Annotated in this window: 14 protein-coding genes and 2 pseudogenes; 12 read left to right on the forward strand and 4 right to left on the reverse strand. The window is 64.7% G+C overall.

Going from position 1 to position 16,614, the window contains the following annotated elements; translation table 11 throughout:
* Positions 1-213 precede the first annotated feature (213 nt).
* Positions 214-1,337, forward strand: a pseudogene (locus IFT55_RS17760) (nucleotide sugar dehydrogenase).
* A gap of 81 nt (positions 1,338-1,418) precedes the next feature.
* On the opposite strand, the gene IFT55_RS00185 reads toward IFT55_RS17760, so the two are convergent.
* Both IFT55_RS00185 and IFT55_RS00190 read right to left on the reverse strand, forming a co-directional pair.
* A complete protein-coding gene (locus IFT55_RS00185; protein WP_192088403.1) occupies positions 1,419-2,063 on the reverse strand; it encodes a helix-turn-helix transcriptional regulator in 645 nt (214 codons plus the stop codon).
* A gap of 140 nt (positions 2,064-2,203) precedes the next feature.
* Entirely contained in the window at positions 2,204-3,604 is a 1,401-nt protein-coding gene (locus IFT55_RS00190) for a tetratricopeptide repeat protein (protein WP_192088404.1), read from the reverse strand.
* 204 nt (positions 3,605-3,808) lie between these two features.
* On the opposite strand from IFT55_RS00190, the pseudogene IFT55_RS17300 reads away from it, so the two are divergent.
* Both IFT55_RS17300 and IFT55_RS00200 read left to right on the forward strand, forming a co-directional pair.
* Positions 3,809-4,066, forward strand: a pseudogene (locus IFT55_RS17300) (hypothetical protein); the annotation flags it as partial.
* The gene (locus IFT55_RS00200) at positions 4,041-4,208 is read left to right on the forward strand and encodes a recombinase family protein (RefSeq protein ID WP_446740701.1); all 168 of its coding nucleotides are present in this window, start codon (positions 4,041-4,043) and stop codon (positions 4,206-4,208) included. The pseudogene IFT55_RS17300 and the gene IFT55_RS00200, both read left to right, overlap by 26 nt.
* A gap of 136 nt (positions 4,209-4,344) precedes the next feature.
* Here the strand turns inward: IFT55_RS00200 and IFT55_RS00205 are convergent, their stop codons facing one another.
* Complete coding sequence (locus tag IFT55_RS00205) at positions 4,345-4,542, reverse strand: hypothetical protein (protein WP_192088405.1); 198 nt, start codon at positions 4,540-4,542, stop codon at positions 4,345-4,347.
* A 100-nt stretch (positions 4,543-4,642) separates the two neighbouring features.
* On the opposite strand from IFT55_RS00205, the gene IFT55_RS00210 reads away from it, so the two are divergent.
* The 4 genes from IFT55_RS00210 (at position 4,643) to IFT55_RS00225 (ending at position 8,928) form a co-directional block, all read left to right on the forward strand.
* A complete protein-coding gene (locus IFT55_RS00210; RefSeq protein WP_192088406.1) occupies positions 4,643-5,074 on the forward strand; it encodes a MarR family winged helix-turn-helix transcriptional regulator in 432 nt (143 codons plus the stop codon).
* A gap of 61 nt (positions 5,075-5,135) precedes the next feature.
* Entirely contained in the window at positions 5,136-5,636 is a 501-nt protein-coding gene (locus IFT55_RS00215; protein ID WP_192088407.1) for a 2Fe-2S iron-sulfur cluster-binding protein, read from the forward strand.
* Positions 5,633-6,619: an FAD binding domain-containing protein gene (locus IFT55_RS00220; protein WP_192088408.1), complete on the forward strand. Its 987-nt coding sequence runs from the start codon at positions 5,633-5,635 to the stop codon at positions 6,617-6,619. Before IFT55_RS00215 ends, IFT55_RS00220 begins: the two co-directional genes overlap by 4 nt.
* Entirely contained in the window at positions 6,616-8,928 is a 2,313-nt protein-coding gene (locus tag IFT55_RS00225; RefSeq protein ID WP_192088409.1) for a xanthine dehydrogenase family protein molybdopterin-binding subunit, read from the forward strand. Before IFT55_RS00220 ends, IFT55_RS00225 begins: the two co-directional genes overlap by 4 nt.
* A gap of 274 nt (positions 8,929-9,202) precedes the next feature.
* Here the strand turns inward: IFT55_RS00225 and IFT55_RS00230 are convergent, their stop codons facing one another.
* Entirely contained in the window at positions 9,203-9,793 is a 591-nt protein-coding gene (locus IFT55_RS00230; RefSeq protein ID WP_192088410.1) for a TetR family transcriptional regulator, read from the reverse strand.
* Between the two features lie 117 nt (positions 9,794-9,910).
* Between IFT55_RS00230 and IFT55_RS00235 the strand changes: the two genes are divergently transcribed.
* The 5 genes from IFT55_RS00235 to kdpB all read left to right on the forward strand — a co-directional run bounded on the left by IFT55_RS00235 (position 9,911) and on the right by kdpB (position 16,606).
* Positions 9,911-11,125 (forward strand): MFS transporter, encoded by a 1,215-nt coding sequence (locus IFT55_RS00235; protein ID WP_192088411.1) that lies wholly within the window; start codon positions 9,911-9,913, stop codon positions 11,123-11,125.
* Between the two features lie 644 nt (positions 11,126-11,769).
* Positions 11,770-12,642, forward strand: a complete 873-nt coding sequence (locus IFT55_RS00240; RefSeq protein WP_192088412.1) for a TorF family putative porin — start codon at positions 11,770-11,772, stop codon at positions 12,640-12,642.
* Positions 12,643-12,748: 106 nt separating this feature from the next.
* The gene (gene kdpF / locus IFT55_RS00245; protein WP_192088413.1) at positions 12,749-12,838 is read left to right on the forward strand and encodes a K(+)-transporting ATPase subunit F; all 90 of its coding nucleotides are present in this window, start codon (positions 12,749-12,751) and stop codon (positions 12,836-12,838) included.
* 14 nt (positions 12,839-12,852) lie between these two features.
* Positions 12,853-14,556, forward strand: a complete 1,704-nt coding sequence (gene kdpA, locus IFT55_RS00250) for a potassium-transporting ATPase subunit KdpA (protein ID WP_192088414.1) — start codon at positions 12,853-12,855, stop codon at positions 14,554-14,556.
* Between the two features lie 13 nt (positions 14,557-14,569).
* The gene (gene kdpB, locus IFT55_RS00255) at positions 14,570-16,606 is read left to right on the forward strand and encodes a potassium-transporting ATPase subunit KdpB (protein ID WP_192088415.1); all 2,037 of its coding nucleotides are present in this window, start codon (positions 14,570-14,572) and stop codon (positions 16,604-16,606) included.
* The last annotated feature ends 8 nt before the right edge of the window (positions 16,607-16,614 follow it).

Here is a 16,614-nt window from a genome sequence, read left to right on the forward strand (position 1 = left end):
CTACCGTCCCGGCCAGCAACAATTTTTTGTTACGCAACATTTTATGGTCCGAAAAGCTGGAATGTTTCTCGAATCGAAGCGCTTTTCCGTCCGTGACGCCGCATTCAGGGGGGGACGTGCCCGTTCCGAGGCTAGGCGGTTTGCTCATGCGGCGATGCGCCGTTCGGGCGAGAGGCGACGAGCACGAAGATCGCGGTTACCGGGCTTGCTTATATGGGAACGTCGAAGACGGTGCTGCTGGTGCAGCACAGCACCGTCGTCGCCGTGGACATTCGGAGGACCACGTCGCGCCGGTCAACTGCCGCAAGTCGCGACCGTCAATGCTGAGTTGGAACACTTACTCGCCGAATACACGCTTGACCTGACCGCGACCACAGCTGTCGATGCGGCGCTGGACAGCGCGGGCTATGTCATCGTCGCCGCCCTGACCAAGTACGACGTCGAAACCGACAAGTTCAACACTAGCTCGGTCGAGGCGGTCATCAGCAAGGCGGCGGCCACCGCACCGCAGACGGCGACCATCGCGAAGTCGACCATTCCGGTCGGCTTTTTCGATGAAGCTCGCCAGCGGCTGCACCCGGTTTACGTGGTGTTCAGCCCAGGATTCCCCTGAAGGAGACACGTTGTACGACAATCTTCACCCTTGCGAATCATCGTCGGCGAACGGTCGGACCGGGCGATGATGCTCGCCGACGTGCTGCTGCAGGATGCGGAAAAAAGATGTGGCCGTCGTCTTCAGTGACAGCCGCGAGGCGGAGGCGTTCAAGCTTCTAGCCGATACCTATCTCGGGATGCGCGTCGACTTCTTCGATGAACTCGACAGCTATGGGATCGCTGGTGGCAAGAACGCAAAGCCGATTATTGAGGGCGTCGCCTCGACCAGCGGATCGGCATGCATTACAACAATCCGAGCTTCGGTTACGGCGGCTATGGCTTCCCTAAGGATACTAGGCAGCAGCTCGCCAATTGCTCGGAAGTGCCGCAGAACCTGATCCGCGTGATCGTCGTTGCGAACCGCACTCGCAGGGATGTCCTCGCCCGTCAGATCATCGCGCGCGTCCGAAAAGGTCGGCGTGTACCGCTTGGCCATGGAGGCCCGAGCCCACAATTTCCGCCAGTCGTCGATTCAGAGGATCATGTAGCGAATGGAGGCGTAGGGCATCGACGTCGTGCACGAACCGAACCTCGACGAGGACGATATCTTCGGATCGAAGGTCGTCAAGAACATCGATGCGTTCGCGGCCGAAAGCGACGTGGTGATCGCCGATCGCGCCGCGCCCGAACAGGCCAATATCGGCGACAAGCTGTTCAAGCGCGACCTCTTCGGTTCGAACTGATCGGTCCTCTGCCGCCGCGCGAGGGGTCGACGCGGCGGCAGCAGCCGGTGTGGCACCCATCGGGTGCCGAAGCGGGGGCTGCTACTCCCGCCCGAACCGCGCCAGTAGGCTGACCAGATCGGCTTGGCGCGACACGCCGGTCTTGACAAAGATGTGGCGCAGATGGACGCGCAACGTCGTCTGGCAACATTCGCGCGCCGCCGCCGCCGATTCCAACGAATGGCCCGCCATCAGCAACGCGGCGAGTGCGACCTCGCTACGGGTCAGGTCGAACGCCTCGCGCCACAGCTCCGGTGCCGCCACAGGGCGCTCGAGCGGGTCGATTAGCCTGACCACCGCCGCGCCGGGCGTGGCGTGCAGCAACCGCATCGCCGATAGCACCGGCCGCGCGATCAGGATCAGCAGCGCGCGATCAGGGGCGGCGCGATAGCGTAATGCGGCTGCCTTCGGCGCGATCTCCGAGGTGGCGCGGGCGAGCACGGTGTCGACCCGGGCCTGTTCCCAGGGCAGCAGCGTCCAGCGCGCCACGCCGTCGCCACCGGTGACCAGCAGCGCGTCGCAGGACGCCGTCGTGCGCAGAATGCGACCGCCCGCGTCGATCAGTGCGGCGGCTTCGTCCGCATGGTCGACGCAGCCCTGCCAATACAAGTCGCGGCCAGGGTCCCTCGATCCATGGTCCGCGACCTTCTCCCATTCGGTCGAAACGACTGTGCGTACCCCCGTCATCTGGTCCCCCGAACCGGTCGTTATCGAACGGTTCGATGCTATGCCCGCCCGATCGGAATCGTCCGGTGGCAATGTGTCGCAAAGCATCGTATCGGGCGGTGACGACGTGAAACGGGTGCGGAATCCGGCATATCGACTGGTCAGGCGGTGTCGATCGGTGGCTGTGCCAGGGCCCGCAGCGCGGCATCGATCCGCGCATCGCCGGCAAAGCGCGCTCGGACGCGGCGGACGAATCCGGCCGATCCCCATCGTTCGCCACGCGCCCGGGCTTCGTCGAGGATCGCGACTAGCGCCGCGCGGTCGCCCGCGACCGCGGCGACGAAGGCCGGCCAGCTATGATCCGGCAGGTCGTCATTCTGGGTGATCGACACCGCACGGCTAAGGATCACCGCATAGGTCGCGGCCGAGCCGATGCCGGCGCGCCGGTCGCTGTCGATTGTGCGCCGGAGCGCGGCGCTATAGGCAAGTAGTTCGGGTTCGCCGCGCACGCGGGCGCGGATGGACAGGTGGTGGGCATAGCCGGCGAGATCGCCCGCGGCGAGCGCGGTGACGCTCAGCGCGTCGTGGACGCTGGCCAGCGTTGGATACTGGGTGGCGACGGTGGTAAGCAGCGCCTGCGCCTCCTTCGTCCGGCCCGCCGACCACAGGCCCCAGCCATAATCGGCGAGCAGCCATGGCGCCCCCGGCGCCAGCGTCCGCGCGGTGTCGAACGCCCGCTGAGCGGCAGCGTCCTCACCATTGTCGGCAAGGATATTGGCATACCACAGATGGGCCAGCGGATCGCCCGGGGCATCGGCTATCGCGCGGCGGAACAGTTTGCCCGCCAGTTGCGGCTTGCCGTCCCACCAATAGGCGATGACCCCGTCGACCCGATCGGCGACGGCCGAGTTCGGATCGATGGCGCGGGCCGCCGCCGCCGCCGCGCGAGCCCGGCTGATGCAGAGCGTGTCAGCGGCCGATCCGAATTCGCGGATCAGTACCCATGCCTCGGCCAGCGCCTCCTGCACCTCGACATTGCCGGGATGGTCGTGGGCAAGGCGGGTCAGCGTGGCGGTGGCGGCGTGTAGGCGCGGGGCGCTGCGCATCGCCACGTCGTCGCGCGCGGCGACGAAGCGCGCATGCGTCGGCACGTCGAGCCGGTCGGGCGAGGCGTCGATCCACACGAACCCGGCAACGCTTACCCCCAGCAGCGCCAGCGCGCTCAGCACAATCGACCAGTGGCGCGGCGGGGCAGGGCGGGGCAGCGCCAGCGGATCGATGGCGGTGGCTGGCGGTCGGGCAGGCGGCGGTTTCGGGACCAGCGGGTCGGGAATGGCGTCGGGCACCTGGTCCGGTAGCAGTGCCCTCTGCCCCGAAATCCAGGCGTCGAGTTCAGCGGCCAGCGCGTAGACGCTGCGGCTGCGGCCACCGGGTAGGGCATGGACAGGCAGGCCCCGCTCGCGCGACCAGCGGATCGCGGTCGAGCGGTCGCGGCCGAGATAGGCGGCGATCGACTTCCACCCCTCTATCCGTCGCGCCGGTTCCCCGACCTGCCCTGTCATATTCCCCCCCGGGTTTGTCCGTCGTCCGGTGTACTCTTCCTCAATACCGGGTACGCCACGGACCGTCTAGCGAGCGGTTGGGCTGGCGAAGGTTGCGAACTTGCCTTCCAACGAATGAGCGCGGACGGTGATGTGCGTCCGGCTGAACCGGTCGAGCATGACGGCCGCAGGCCATGTAGTAAGAGTTATGCGGCTTCTGTTCGCAGGCGGGGACCGTGGTGCAGCTTCGAAGCCGTCGAATATGCCACGCTCGAATGGGTCGAATGGTTCAACCATCGTCGTCTGCTTGAACCCATCGGCAACATCCCGCCTGCCGAGGCCGAAAAGCAATATTATGCTGCCGCGGATGCCATCGATATGGCAGCGGAACCCACAACCCCACGCCTTTGGCAAACCGGGGGCGGTTCAATGAACAGTATCTACCCGACAGGAGAGCATCGTTGCAGGTACACGAGCGGCTAGTTTTCATGTCGCTCCGGCGTACCGTAAGAAGGCGTCGGGCGCGCGCGCCGATCGGCCCGAGTTCTTGCGCATGGTCGGCGACCTGCAGCCGGACGAACTCGTAATTGCGGAGACGATCGAGCGGATTGGCCGCTTGCGCTAACCGAGGCGGAACTATTGGTCGGGATGATACGGGGGAAGGGGGCACGGTTAGGCGTTCACGAAGGTCGATGATTGGTGGCGGGCAGACCGGCAGCTATCGAGTGGAGCGGGGTGGATAGCTGCCGGCATCGCTATGGTTACTTCGCTGTAAGGAAATTTACAACGACTGGGTTGAGCGCGGACGCGCACTCCTCGGGGAGCCAGTGTCCCCAATCCGGCAGAACCTTCTTCGTCACCTTGGTGGCATACTCACTTAACTGTTCGCCTTGGAGCTTGCCCATGCCGCCATGGCCGCCGCCACCGATGGCCAGCCCCGGCATTGTCAGCTTGGTCACGCTTAATGGCTTGTTACGGCGAGCAGTCTCATTGAGCGCTCGGTCGCGCTCTCCGGAAAGCGGCTGGCACAACTGGGCGTGAGAAGGCTATGCCGACACCATGACGATGCCCACCGACGAGGAACTCGCAGCACTGAGTGAGGCGTTCGACCTGTTCACGCGCCGGTACAAGCTGGCCGAGGCGCTTTCTGCGGAAAAGCCGCTCAACGAATTGGACAAGCAAGTTCTGTTTTATGTCGCCAAGCATCCTAGCTGCGGACCGACGGATGCGGCACGCTTCATCGGCGTCGCGAACACCACGATCTCGTCGGCGACCGACCGCCTGGCCAAGCGCGACCTTCTAGAGCGCCACCGAACGGACGTCGATCGCCGCTCCGTCGCGCTCCGCCTAACTGCCGCGGGCCAGCAGCGGGTAAACGCAATGTCGGCGATGTACGGCGAGCTCCATCGGCGGATGCTGGAGCCGCTGTCGGTGAGCGAGCGGGGGCAACTGATCGCGATGATGGCAAAGATAATCTCATACGATCCTTGAACAGTACGAATTTCGTAGTAACATGCTCGGTACGCAGATCACGCAGCGCCGGGAGTGGCTTATGGCTATCAGGATCAACAGGACCGACGTCGCACCGCCTGACGACGCGCGCGTGTCGCTACTCGACCTGCTTCGCGACCGCATGCATCTCACCGGCACCAAGGTTGGCTGCAATCAAGGCGCCTGCGGCGCATGCACCGTATTGGTCGACGGAGAGCGCGTCCTTTCATGTTTGACGCTCGCCGCGCAGGTTGACGGTCGAGCGGTGACAACGATCGAAGGGCTTGGCGCCGACGCACTGCACCCGCTTCAGGCGGCGTTTCTGGAACATGATGGCCTGCAATGCGGCTATTGCACCCCGGGCCAGATCTGCGCCGCATCGGCGATGCTGGAGGAGATCGAGGCCGGCTTGCCGAGCTACATCACGCGCGATTTATCGGGACCGGTAACGGTGTCGCGTGACGAGGTGCGCGAGCGGATGAGCGGCAATCTGTGTCGATGCGGCGCGCACAACGGTATTGTTGACGCGATTATGGCCGTCGCGGCGGAGCGCGCGGTATGACGCCGGTCTCCTATCACCGCGCTGGCAGCGCGGCAGATGCGATTCGGCTTGGCGCACTCGACGGCCATCGCCTGCTTGGCGGCGGGACCAACCTCGTCGACTTGATGCGGAAGGGCGTCGAACAGCCGGCAGCCTTGGTCGATGTGTCCGGGCTATCGATGCTGATCAAGGAGTCGGCCGACGGCAGCCTCGTGATCGGCGCGGCGGCGCGCAACGCCGCAGTCGCCGCGCACCCCTTGGTGCGCACGCGCTACCCGATGCTCGCGCGGGCGATCCTGGGTGGTGCCTCCGCGCAGATCCGCAACATGGCGACGGTCGGTGGCAACCTGCTGCAGCGGACGCGCTGTGTTTACTTTGTCGATCCGGCCGGATCGAAGTGTAATAAGCGCGTCCCCGGCAGCGGGTGTGACGCACGCGGCGGGTTCACCCGCTACCATGCCATTCTGGGCACGTCGCCGTCGTGCATCGCTACCAATCCTTCGGACATGGCAGTCGCACTCGCTGCGCTGGACGCGCGGCTTCATCTGGCCAGCGCCGCCGGGGTACGGATTGTACCATTGCTGGATTTCCATCGATTGCCTGGCGATCGCCCCGACATCGAGACGATCCTGGCGCCAGGCGAGGTGATCGTCGCGATCGAGGTCCCGCTGTCGGACGTTGCGTTACGGTCCACTTACCGCAAGGTGCGCGATCGGGCGAGCTACGCCTTTACCCTTGTCTCGGTTGCGGCCGGGCTGACGCTGGATGACGATCGGATCGTAGACGTGCGCATCGCGCTCGGCGGCGTTGCCGCTAAGCCATGGCGGGCGTTGCGGGCGGAAGCTGCGCTGCGCGGGGGCCCTGCAACGGCCGACGCGTTCACGCGAGCGGCCGAAGCGGAGTTCGCGGACGCCGCACCCTTGCAGGGCAACGCCTTCAAGGTGCCGCTGGCGACGCGAACGCTGGCGGCGGTCCTTACCGAACTGAGCGGAGCGCGCGCATGAGCCGGGTCCAGAACATCCTCGTCGGCTCGGTACGCGGGGCGCTTGGCTGGGTGCCTGCGCAGTGGCTGCCCGGAGGTACCCCCGACCCGCTGATCGGACGGCGCGGCGAGATTGGTCGGCAGGCGCCGCGAGTCGATGGCGAGGTTAAGGTGCAGGGGCTGGCACGCTTCTCAGCCGAAGTTGCAGTGGCTGACCTCTGTTATGCCGCACTGGTTCACGCCACGATTACACGCGGCCGGATCGTGCATTTCGATACGTCGGCGGCGGAGACGGCACCAGGCGTGGTGCTGGTCGTCACGCATCACAACATGCCGCGAATCGCCAGCCCAGCGCTGATCGCGATGTCGGACCTGACCGCCATCGGCAACAGCAACCTGCCGATCCTCCAGGATGATCAGGTTCATTATAACGGTCAGGTAGTCGCGGCGGTGGTGGCGGAGACGCAGGAGCAAGCCGATCATGCCGCGTCGCTGGTCGCGATCGAGTATGAGGCGGCGCCAGCGGAGACGCGCTTTGAGGTGGCCAAGGCCGATGCGCGCATCATTCCGTCGCTGCTCATCGAGCGCAACCACGTGTCCCTCGGGCGCGCCGAGCGCGAGCTGGCACGCGCGCCCCACAAGGTCGACAGTGTTTACCGTACCCCGTGGCAGAACCACAACGCGATCGAGCTGCACGCGCTGACCGTCGTTTGGGCAGATGACGACCTTACCGTGCACGACACCACGCAGATGATCGCGGCGGAGGCGGCGACCTTAGCCAAGCTGTTCGGGCTGAAGCGCGAGCAGGTCCGCGTGCTCTCGCCGTTCGTGGGAGGCGGGTTCGGCGGGAAGGGGTTTTGGGATCATCAGGTCGTAGCGGTCGCCGTCGCGCGGATGGTCGGCCGACCGCTCAGGCTTCAGCTCACCCGGGAAGGCGTCTACCGGATCATCGGCGGCCGCAGCCCGACTGAGCAGCGCGTCGCCATTGGTGCCGACGCGGACGGCCGTTTCACCGCTTTGCTGCACGACGGCTGGTCGGTGATGCCGCCCTATAGCGCGTCCCCAGAAGCCTATACGTTGGGTACGAGGGCCGCGTACCGCTCCAAGAGTTTCGAGATTCTCCAGCGGCACATCGATCTTGCCGTGGTGCCCAACACGTTCATGCGCGCTCCCGGCGAGGCGGTCGGCACCTTCGCGCTCGAAAGCGCGGTCGACGAACTGGCCCATGCACTGGCGCTCGATCCGATCGAGCTCCGGCTGCGCAATCTGCCCGACAAGCACCCGATCAGCGGCGTCTCTTTCTCGCAGCATGCCCCGGCCAAGTCATGGGCCGATGGTGCCGCTCGCTTTCACTGGGAACGCCGCAACCCGACGCCGGGTGCGCAGCGGGACGGGGAGTGGCGTGTCGGCATGGGCTGCGGCAGCGGCAGCTTTCCCTATATGCGGATGCCCGGCGCCGCCGTTCGCCTCACGGTTCGCCGCGACGGCACGGCCAGCCTTGCTTGCTCGGGGCAGGAAATGGGCATGGGAACCGCCACCGTGCTGGCGCAGCAAGTGGCCGACCGGTTGAGCTTGCCACTTGCTGCCGTATCGATCGAGATCGGGGATTCCGCACTCCCCGCCGCGCCGATGGCGGGGGGGTCAGGCCAGACCGTCTCGATCGCCGGCGCGATCCTTGCCGCAGCGGAGAAGTTGCCCATCGAGTTGTTGCGCCTGGCCGGCAACGACAGCCCCCTCGCCGGACTGCGGGTGGGCGAGACCCGCATGAGCCAAGAGGGACTCGCCAGTGCCGCGGAGCCAAGTCGGCACGAGACCTTTGCCTCGATCCTCTCGCGCGCCAACCGCGACGAGGTCAGTGTCACCGCCTCAGGAACACCACCGCTCGAAGTGCTCAAGTTCGCGATGCACAGCACGGCGGCAATATTCTGTGAGCTGCGCGTCAGCGACGTGACCGGCGAGGTAAGGGTCGATCGGCTGCTCGGTTCGTTCGATTGCGGCACGATCCTCAATCCGCGCACCGCGGCGAGTCAGTTCCGCGGCGGCATGATCATGGGACTCGGCCTTGCGCTGACCGAGGAGACGCTGTTCGACGAGCGCACCGGCCGGATCATGAATCCGACGCTCGCCGATTATCACCTTCCCTCTCACATGGACGTGCCGGAAATCGACGTGATCTGGACCGGTATCCCCGACCCACGCTCGCCGCTCGGCGCTCGCGGGATTGGCGAGATCGGCATTACCGGCGTGGCAGCCGCAGTGGCGAACGCCGTGTTCAACGCGACGGGCAAGCGGGTTCGCGACCTCCCGATCACGCTCGACAAGCTCCTCTGAACTGTTCACTCGAAACCAGGTCATAACGGGAAGCTGAACGAACGTCGGATCTCGGACAAGCCGCTGGCAGCCCCAATTGTCCGGAGCTGGGTCTGCCTGGCCGCGAAGCTGCCAGTCGGCTCGCGACCCAAAGGCAGACGTAGCCGAGGCAAGCTGCCGGTCTTGGAAGCGGACATTTTTGGCTGGGGCTCTGACACACGCAAAGCCCCAGTAAGCCGTCGTCGCGTCTGCAGCGTCGCAACCGACCGGTTCTGACAGCCTGACACTAAGATCGTTAGCGCTGCACGAGCTGGACTAATCCCCCCGACGCGGTTTCCGCCACGGCAATCAGCCTTGCTTCCTCCCATCCCTCGCGTGCGGCGGACGACAGGCCGAGCATGGTCGTGGCGACGTAATCGGCGACGCGGGCCGGCGCCGGGATGTCGGATGCTTCGAGAAACGCCTGCACTCTACTGCGGTTCTCGCCTGCGATCTGCGTGGCGACGATGCCCCACTCCGTCGCCCCCGCCTTGGCGTGTTCGAGAATGAGGCAACCACGCCGTTGCGGGTGGGCTGAATAAGCGCGTGCCGCAGCCGTCAGCATGTCGCCGAGGGCAGTCCGGGGCGATCGGCCTGGGATCAGGAAACGATCAAGCGGCACTACCGTCGTCGAGTAGCGCTGCAACGCATCCCTGAAGAATGCTGCTTTGCTGCCGAACGCCGTATAGAAGCTTGGCGGAGTGATCCCGATCGCCTCGGTCAGCGCGGCCACGCTGACCTTCTCGTAGCCATGCTCGTGAAACAGATGCTGCCCCGCCTCGATCGCATCGTCGAGCGCGAAACCGCGCGGCCGTCCTCGTGCCCTCCTATTTCCTTTATCGGTCACTATAAAATTACCTTGCGTCATAAAGCGGTATTTATATAGTGGGCTTTAACGGAATAAGCCACGCTTCGGATTGCTCCCTCGAACGGGGCGGGCATCATAGCAATGCCAAGGACAATCATGCCGCTTTCCCTTACGCCCGGCCACGTCGGAGAGGAGTCCGGTCCGAGGGCGGGCTTGCCGACCGCAGCGCTGTCCGGCCTCGCGGCCAGTGGCTTCCTGTGCATCGTTACCGAGACGCTGCCCGCCGGCCTGCTGCCGCAGATCGCGTCCGGCCTCCGGGTCTCCGAAGCCATCGCGGGGCAACTCGTTGCGGTCTATGCTCTGGGATCGCTGCTGGCCGCGATCCCACTCACCAGTCTGACGCAAGGCCTTCACCGAAGGCCTGTACTGCTCGCCACCATTGTCTGCTTCGTGATCGGCAACACGTTGACGGCACTGGCCGGGTCGATCGCGCTCGTGCTGGTTGCACGGTTCGTCGCCGGGTGTGCAGCGGGTCTCGCCTGGGGAATCCTTGCGGGCTACGCGCGCAGCATCGTGCGTCCCGATCAGACCGGACCGGCGATGGCGGTCGCCATGGTCGGCGTGCCCGTGGCGCTCTCGTTGGGTGTTCCGTTGGGAACGTTCCTTGGGAGCCTGGTGGGCTGGCGCGGATCGTTCCTGATCCTCTCGGCGGTCGGCATCGTGCTGATCGGTTGGATCGTCGTGAAAGTGCCCGATGCCGCCGGTCGGACGGGCGACGATCGCCCCTCGCTCCGTCGCGTCGTCGCCACACCGGGCATCATGCCCATCTTGCTCGTCATCTTGGCCTGGATGACGGCGCACAACATCCTCTACACCTATATCGCACCGTTCGCGACGGCTGCGGCAGTGCGGGTTGATCTCGTCCTGTTGGCGTTCGGCGTCAGTTCACTGGCCGGCATCTGGATCGTTGGGCGGCTGGTGGACCGGATGTTGCGCCAACTGGTTCTGATCGCGATCGGATCGTTCGCGGCGGTCGCGATCCTCCTGACGATCGCCGGTGAACAGAGCATTGCCGTCTATGCCGGTGCCGTCATCTGGGGCTTGGGCTTTGGTGGTGCCGGGGCGATGATGCAGACGGCGTCGGCCGACGCGGCCGGCGATGGCGTCGATCTAGCACAGGCAATGGTGACCACAGCATGGAACCTGGCGATCGCGGCCGGTGGTGCGCTTGGCGGGGCGCTGCTCACGACTGGAGGGACGCCGCTGCTGCCGCCAGCGGTCGCCACGATGGCGGTGATTGCTTTCGTAATCGCACTGGCTGCGCGCCGCTTTGCTTTTCCACCCGGTCAGCGCGCCCAGCCAAGCCGCTAATAGGGTTCGAGAAACCATTGGGCTCTTTGTAACTTGGTTCAATTAGGAAGTCTGCCGCGTCCAAACCGAACGGTTGTGACACCACGCGCCGACGGCTTTGGACCCTCTTGATCCTCAAAGCTGTCCGGCAGAAAAGTCCCCAATCCGAGCCGTTCCCTGGTGCTAGTAGGACTCGCTTAAGCCGTCGGCCCGCTCACATGAACAAGCGGCAGATACCGGGCGGTGGGAAGAATGCCTGAAAGGCCGCAATTGGGTCACCCTTCGCACTGTGGCTACATTGACGTTGAAGGTATCAGCTGAGCAATGCTCTTAGTTCGACCTCTTCATCGGGCATATTAACCGGCCGAATATGTTCCGTTCGGCATCCTGAGTGTACGAGCATGTAGGACCGGTTTGGAAGGAACGGTGCGTCTTTCGCTTCACGTAAGGTCAACGCAGGTGATCTACAGCAAGGCGGTCATAAAAGACCTGATACTCTGAACGAACTAAACTGAAAGGACCGATAGAGGTAAAAACGTCAGGTATATGCCAGCTATATGCGTTTTCCCGGAATCGATCTCGAATTGCTACGCGGCATAGGCCTAATTGCGTGCCCTTAAGGCTCCGCGCTCACTTAGCGGAAGCCAGTTCCGCTGGGGGCAAGAATGAAGCGTACACTACCGCTCATCGCCATTGTGCTAATTGGAGTTCCTGCCGTCGCACAGGCGCAATCGACGCCTGAGGACAAGGTGACCGGTGACACGGCACCACCACCTGCGATCACCGTCAGCGGATCGGCGGCAATCGCTTCGGATTATCGCTTCCGCGGTGTCTCGCAATCTGATCGCGAAATGGCGGTGCAGGGTGGAATCACTATCGTGCACGACAGCGGTTTCTACATCGGCACCTGGGCATCCAACCTTGCTGGTTGGGGTACATTCGGTGGCGCCAACATGGAGCTCGACCTGATCGGCGGCTACAAGGCAAAGCTTGCTGAGAACGCGACGCTGGACGTCGGCCTGACCTGGTACATGTATCCAGGGGGCGCGGATAAGACTGATTTCGCCGAGCCATACGCCAAGCTTACTGGCACGGCGGGGCCTGCGACCTTCACAGCAGGCGTAGCGTACGCGCTCAAGCAGCAGGCGATCGGCAAATGGTACAACACCGGAACCGATGCAGCCGCGGGCGTCTATAACGATCCAGGCGACAAGGACGACAACCTTTACCTGTGGGGTGACGGTGCGTTCGCTGTCACCGGTACGCCGTTCACCGCCAAGGCACACGTCGGTCACAGCTGGGGCCAGGACGGGTTGGGTCCCAATGCCACCGCAGTCGCACCAACAGGCGAGTATTGGGACTGGTCGCTGGGTGCGGATGCGACGTGGAAGAACCTGACGTTCAACGTCTCGTACATCGACACCGACATCTCCGCCCGAGAGGCGACTTACCTGCGCCCGAGCTTCAGCAAGGGGCAGGACGGCACCGGCAATATCGCCGGCAGCACGTTCGTCGTGTCGCTGACCGCCGCTGTTTGAAGAGGAACAGCTGATGGACGACCTGCTTTGGATCCTCGTCATGCTCGGGCTGGTGGCAGCAACGCTCGCCTATGCACGCCTGTGCGACAACGCCTGAGGTGATGCGATGACCCTCGATCTGTCGCTCGCGGCGCTGACCGCGCTTGGCCTTCTCATCTACCTCGTGGCGGTGCTGATCCGCCCCGAACGCTTCTAGAAAGGAGCGGACCCATGACATTCCAGGGCTGGATCCTGATCCTTGGCTTCGTCGCCATCCTGCTCGCGCTGACCAAACCGATCGGCACGTGCCTCTTCGCGCTGTACGAAGGTCGCCGCACGCCGCTGCACACCGTCCTCGGCCCGGTCGAGACGGGCTTTTATAAGCTGGCCGGCATCGACCCCAACCAGGAATATGGCTGGCGGCGCTACGCGGTGCACATGCTCCTATTCAACGCCACGCTGATGGCGTTCACCTATGCCGTGCTGCGGTTGCAGGGCGTGCTGCCGGGCAATCCGCAAGGGTTGGCGGGGCTGTCGCCCCACCTCGCGTTCAATACCGCGATCAGCTTCACCACCAACACCAACTGGCAGAGCTATGGCGGGGAATCGACGATGTCGAACCTGTCCCAGATGCTGGGGCTGACGATCCACAACTTCTTGTCGGCGGCGACCGGCATCGCACTGGCGTTCGCGCTGTTCCGCGGCTTTGCGCGGCGCGAGGCTAAGGCGATCGGCAATTTCTGGGCGGATGCGACTCGAGTCACGCTGTACCTGCTGCTCCCGATTAGCATCGTCTATGCGACGTTCCTGATCGCGAGCGGCGTGCCTCAGACGCTGTCCGGCGTGGTGGATGTGCAGACGCTGGAAGGTGCGAGACAGTCGCTGCTGCTCGGCCCCGTCGCCAGCCAGGAAGCGATCAAGATGCTCGGCACCAACGGAGGCGGCTTCTTCAACGCCAACAGCGCGCATCCGTTCGAAAACCCGACCGCCTTGACCAATCTGGTGCAGATGCTGTCGATCTTCCTGATCGGGTTCGGCCTGACCTGGACGTTCGGCAAGGCGGTCGGCAACACGCGGCAGGGTTGGGCGATCCTGTCGGCGATGGTGATCCTGTTCCTCGCCGGCGTCACCGTGACGTACTGGCAGGAGGCCGCAGGCAACCCCGTACTGCACAATCTCGGCGTCGCAGGCGGTAACATGGAGGGCAAGGAGATCCGCTTCGGGATCGCTGCATCCGCATTGTTCTCGGTTGTCACTACCGCTGCGTCGTGCGGTGCCGTTAACAGCATGCACGACAGCTTCACCGCACTCGGTGGCATGATTCCGCTGTTCAACATCCAGCTGGGCGAAGTCGTGATCGGCGGCGTCGGCGCGGGCATCTATGGCTTCCTGCTGTTCGCCATCCTCGCGGTGTTCGTCGCCGGACTGATGGTCGGCCGCACGCCTGAATATGTCGGCAAGAAAATCGAGGCACGCGAGGTGAAGCTTGCGGTGCTCGCCATCGCCGTGCTGCCGCTAATGATCCTGGGACTGACGGCGCTGTCGTCGGTGCTGCAACAGGGACTGGCAGGGCCGCTCAACAAGGGGCCGCACGGGTTCAGCGAGATCCTGTACGCCTTCACCAGCGCGGTCGGGAACAACGGCTCTGCGTTCGCAGGCCTCACCGCCAACACGCCATATTATAACGGGTTGCTCGGCGTTGCGATGTGGGTCGGCCGCTTCTTCATCGTCGTGCCGATGCTGGCGATCGCCGGCGGCCTGGCAGCGAAGAAGTACACGCCGGAAAGTGCCGGCTCGTTCCCGACCACGGGCGGGCTGTGGGTCGGGCTGCTCGTCGGCATCGTGCTGATCCTGGGCGGCCTCACTTTCCTGCCGAGCCTCGCGCTTGGCCCTATCGCCGATCATCTCGCGATGATTAGCGTCAAACTGTCCTGAAGGGGCGCCTGACATGGCAAAGACCCAATCGAAAAGCCTGTTCACGGCTGACCTCGTCGTGCCGGCGATCAAGGCCTCGTTCGTCAAACTCAACCCGGCGGAGCTGATCCGCAATCCGGTCATGTTCGTCACCGCGGCTGTCGCCACGCTGATGATCGTGTTGCTCGCCATCGGCAACGACGGGCTAACCAGCGGCTTCAAGCTGCAACTCGTCGTATGGCTGTGGCTGACCGTCCTCTTCGGCACGTTTGCCGAAGCGCTGGCCGAGGGGCGCGGCAAGGCGCAGGCGGCATCGCTGCGCGCCTCCAAGGCGGAGCTGACCGCCAAGCGCCTCAAGGGCGACGGCCGGGAGCGTGAGACTGTGCCTGCCAGCGCGCTGAAGATGGGCGACATCGTGCTGGTCGAAACCAATGACCTGATCCCATCGGACGGTGAGGTCGTCTCCGGCGTCGCTTCGGTCAACGAGGCGGCGATCACCGGCGAAAGCGCGCCGGTGATCCGCGAGGCAGGCGGCGACCGGTCGGCGGTGACCGCCGGCACGCGGGTGATCTCGGACGAGATCCGGGTCAAGGTGACGGTGATGCCCGGTCAGGGTTTCCTCGACCGCATGATCGCCCTCGTGGAAGGCGCCGAGCGGCAGAAGACACCGAACGAAATTGCGCTGACGCTGCTGCTCGTCGGGCTGACGATCATCTTCCTGATCGCGGTCGCGACCATTCCGGGTTTCACCGCTTACGCCGGCGGCTCGATCCCGGTCGCCATCCTCGCGGCGCTGCTCATTACGCTGATCCCGACGACGATCGCGGCGCTGCTGTCGGCGATTGGGATCGCGGGCATGGACCGGCTGGTGCGCTTCAACGTCCTCGCCAAGTCCGGTCGCGCGGTCGAGGCGGCGGGCGACATTGACGTCCTGTTGCTCGACAAGACCGGCACGATCACGATCGGCGACCGCCAAGCCAGTGAGTTCCGCAGCGTCGGTGGCGCAACGGACGCCGAGATGGCGGAGGCGGCGCTGGTCGCCAGCCTCGCTGACGAGACGCCGGAAGGCCGCTCCATCGTCGTTCTCGCCCGCGACAAGTTCGGCGTTCACACGAGCGAGCTACCGGCGGGTGCCGAGGTCATCCCGTTCACTGCGCAGACCCGTATCTCCGGGGTGCAGACCCCCGACATGCTGGTGCAGAAGGGCGCGGTGGATTCAATCCTCAAGGCCAATCCGGGCGTTGAGGAAACTGCTGCCGCGACCGAGCTTCGCCGGATCACCAACGAGATTTCGCGTGCTGGTGGCACCCCGCTGGCGGTTGCCAAGAACGGTCGCGTGTTGGGGGCGATCTTCCTCAAAGACGTGGTGAAGGCCGGCATTCGCGAACGCTTCGGCGAACTGCGGCAGATGGGCATCCGGACGGTGATGATCACCGGCGACAACCCGCTGACCGCTGCCGCAATCGCGGCGGAGGCAGGGGTCGACGATTTTCTCGCCCAGGCCAGTCCCGAGGACAAACTCGCGCTGATCCGCAAGGAGCAGCAGGGCGGCAAGCTGGTCGCAATGTGCGGAGACGGGACCAACGACGCACCTGCGCTGGCGCAGGCGGACGTTGGCGTGGCGATGAACACCGGCACGCAGGCAGCCCGCGAGGCCGGGAACATGGTCGACCTCGACAGCGACCCGACCAAGCTGATCGAGGTCGTCGGCCTCGGCAAGCAGCTTCTGATGACACGGGGTGCGCTCACCACCTTCTCCGTCGCCAACGACGTTGCGAAGTATTTCGCGATCATCCCGGCGATGTTCGTCGCGCTCTATCCCGGGCTCGGCGTGCTCAACGTCATGGCGCTTGGCAGTCCGCAGAGCGCGATCCTGTCGGCGATCATCTTCAACGCGATCATCATTCCAATGCTGGTGCCGCTGGCGCTCAAGGGCGTGGCCTACAAGCCGATGGCAGCGGGGCCGCTGCTTGCGCGCAACCTCGCCATCTACGGCCTCGGCGGCCTCGTTGCGCCCTTCATCGGCATCAAGCTCATCGACCTTGTCGTCGGTGGCATCGGCCTCGCATAAGGACAACC

It is taken from the genome of Sphingomonas sp. CFBP 13720 (assembly GCF_014842075.1).
Lineage (GTDB): Bacteria > Pseudomonadota > Alphaproteobacteria > Sphingomonadales > Sphingomonadaceae > Sphingomonas.

Coding starts and splice junctions, on each gene's coding strand:
- IFT55_RS00190 (WP_192088404.1), bottom strand. CDS start 3,604: ATGACAGGGCAGGTCGGGGAACCGGCGCGACGGATAGAGGGGTGGAAG.
- IFT55_RS00225 (WP_192088409.1), top strand. CDS start 6,616: ATGAGCCGGGTCCAGAACATCCTCGTCGGCTCGGTACGCGGGGCGCTT.
- kdpB (WP_192088415.1), top strand. CDS start 14,570: ATGGCAAAGACCCAATCGAAAAGCCTGTTCACGGCTGACCTCGTCGTG.
- IFT55_RS00235 (WP_192088411.1), top strand. CDS start 9,911: ATGCCGCTTTCCCTTACGCCCGGCCACGTCGGAGAGGAGTCCGGTCCG.
- IFT55_RS00215 (WP_192088407.1), top strand. CDS start 5,136: ATGGCTATCAGGATCAACAGGACCGACGTCGCACCGCCTGACGACGCG.
- IFT55_RS00220 (WP_192088408.1), top strand. CDS start 5,633: ATGACGCCGGTCTCCTATCACCGCGCTGGCAGCGCGGCAGATGCGATT.
- IFT55_RS00185 (WP_192088403.1), bottom strand. CDS start 2,063: ATGACGGGGGTACGCACAGTCGTTTCGACCGAATGGGAGAAGGTCGCG.
- kdpF (WP_192088413.1), top strand. CDS start 12,749: ATGACCCTCGATCTGTCGCTCGCGGCGCTGACCGCGCTTGGCCTTCTC.
- IFT55_RS00240 (WP_192088412.1), top strand. CDS start 11,770: ATGAAGCGTACACTACCGCTCATCGCCATTGTGCTAATTGGAGTTCCT.
- kdpA (WP_192088414.1), top strand. CDS start 12,853: ATGACATTCCAGGGCTGGATCCTGATCCTTGGCTTCGTCGCCATCCTG.
- IFT55_RS00210 (WP_192088406.1), top strand. CDS start 4,643: ATGACGATGCCCACCGACGAGGAACTCGCAGCACTGAGTGAGGCGTTC.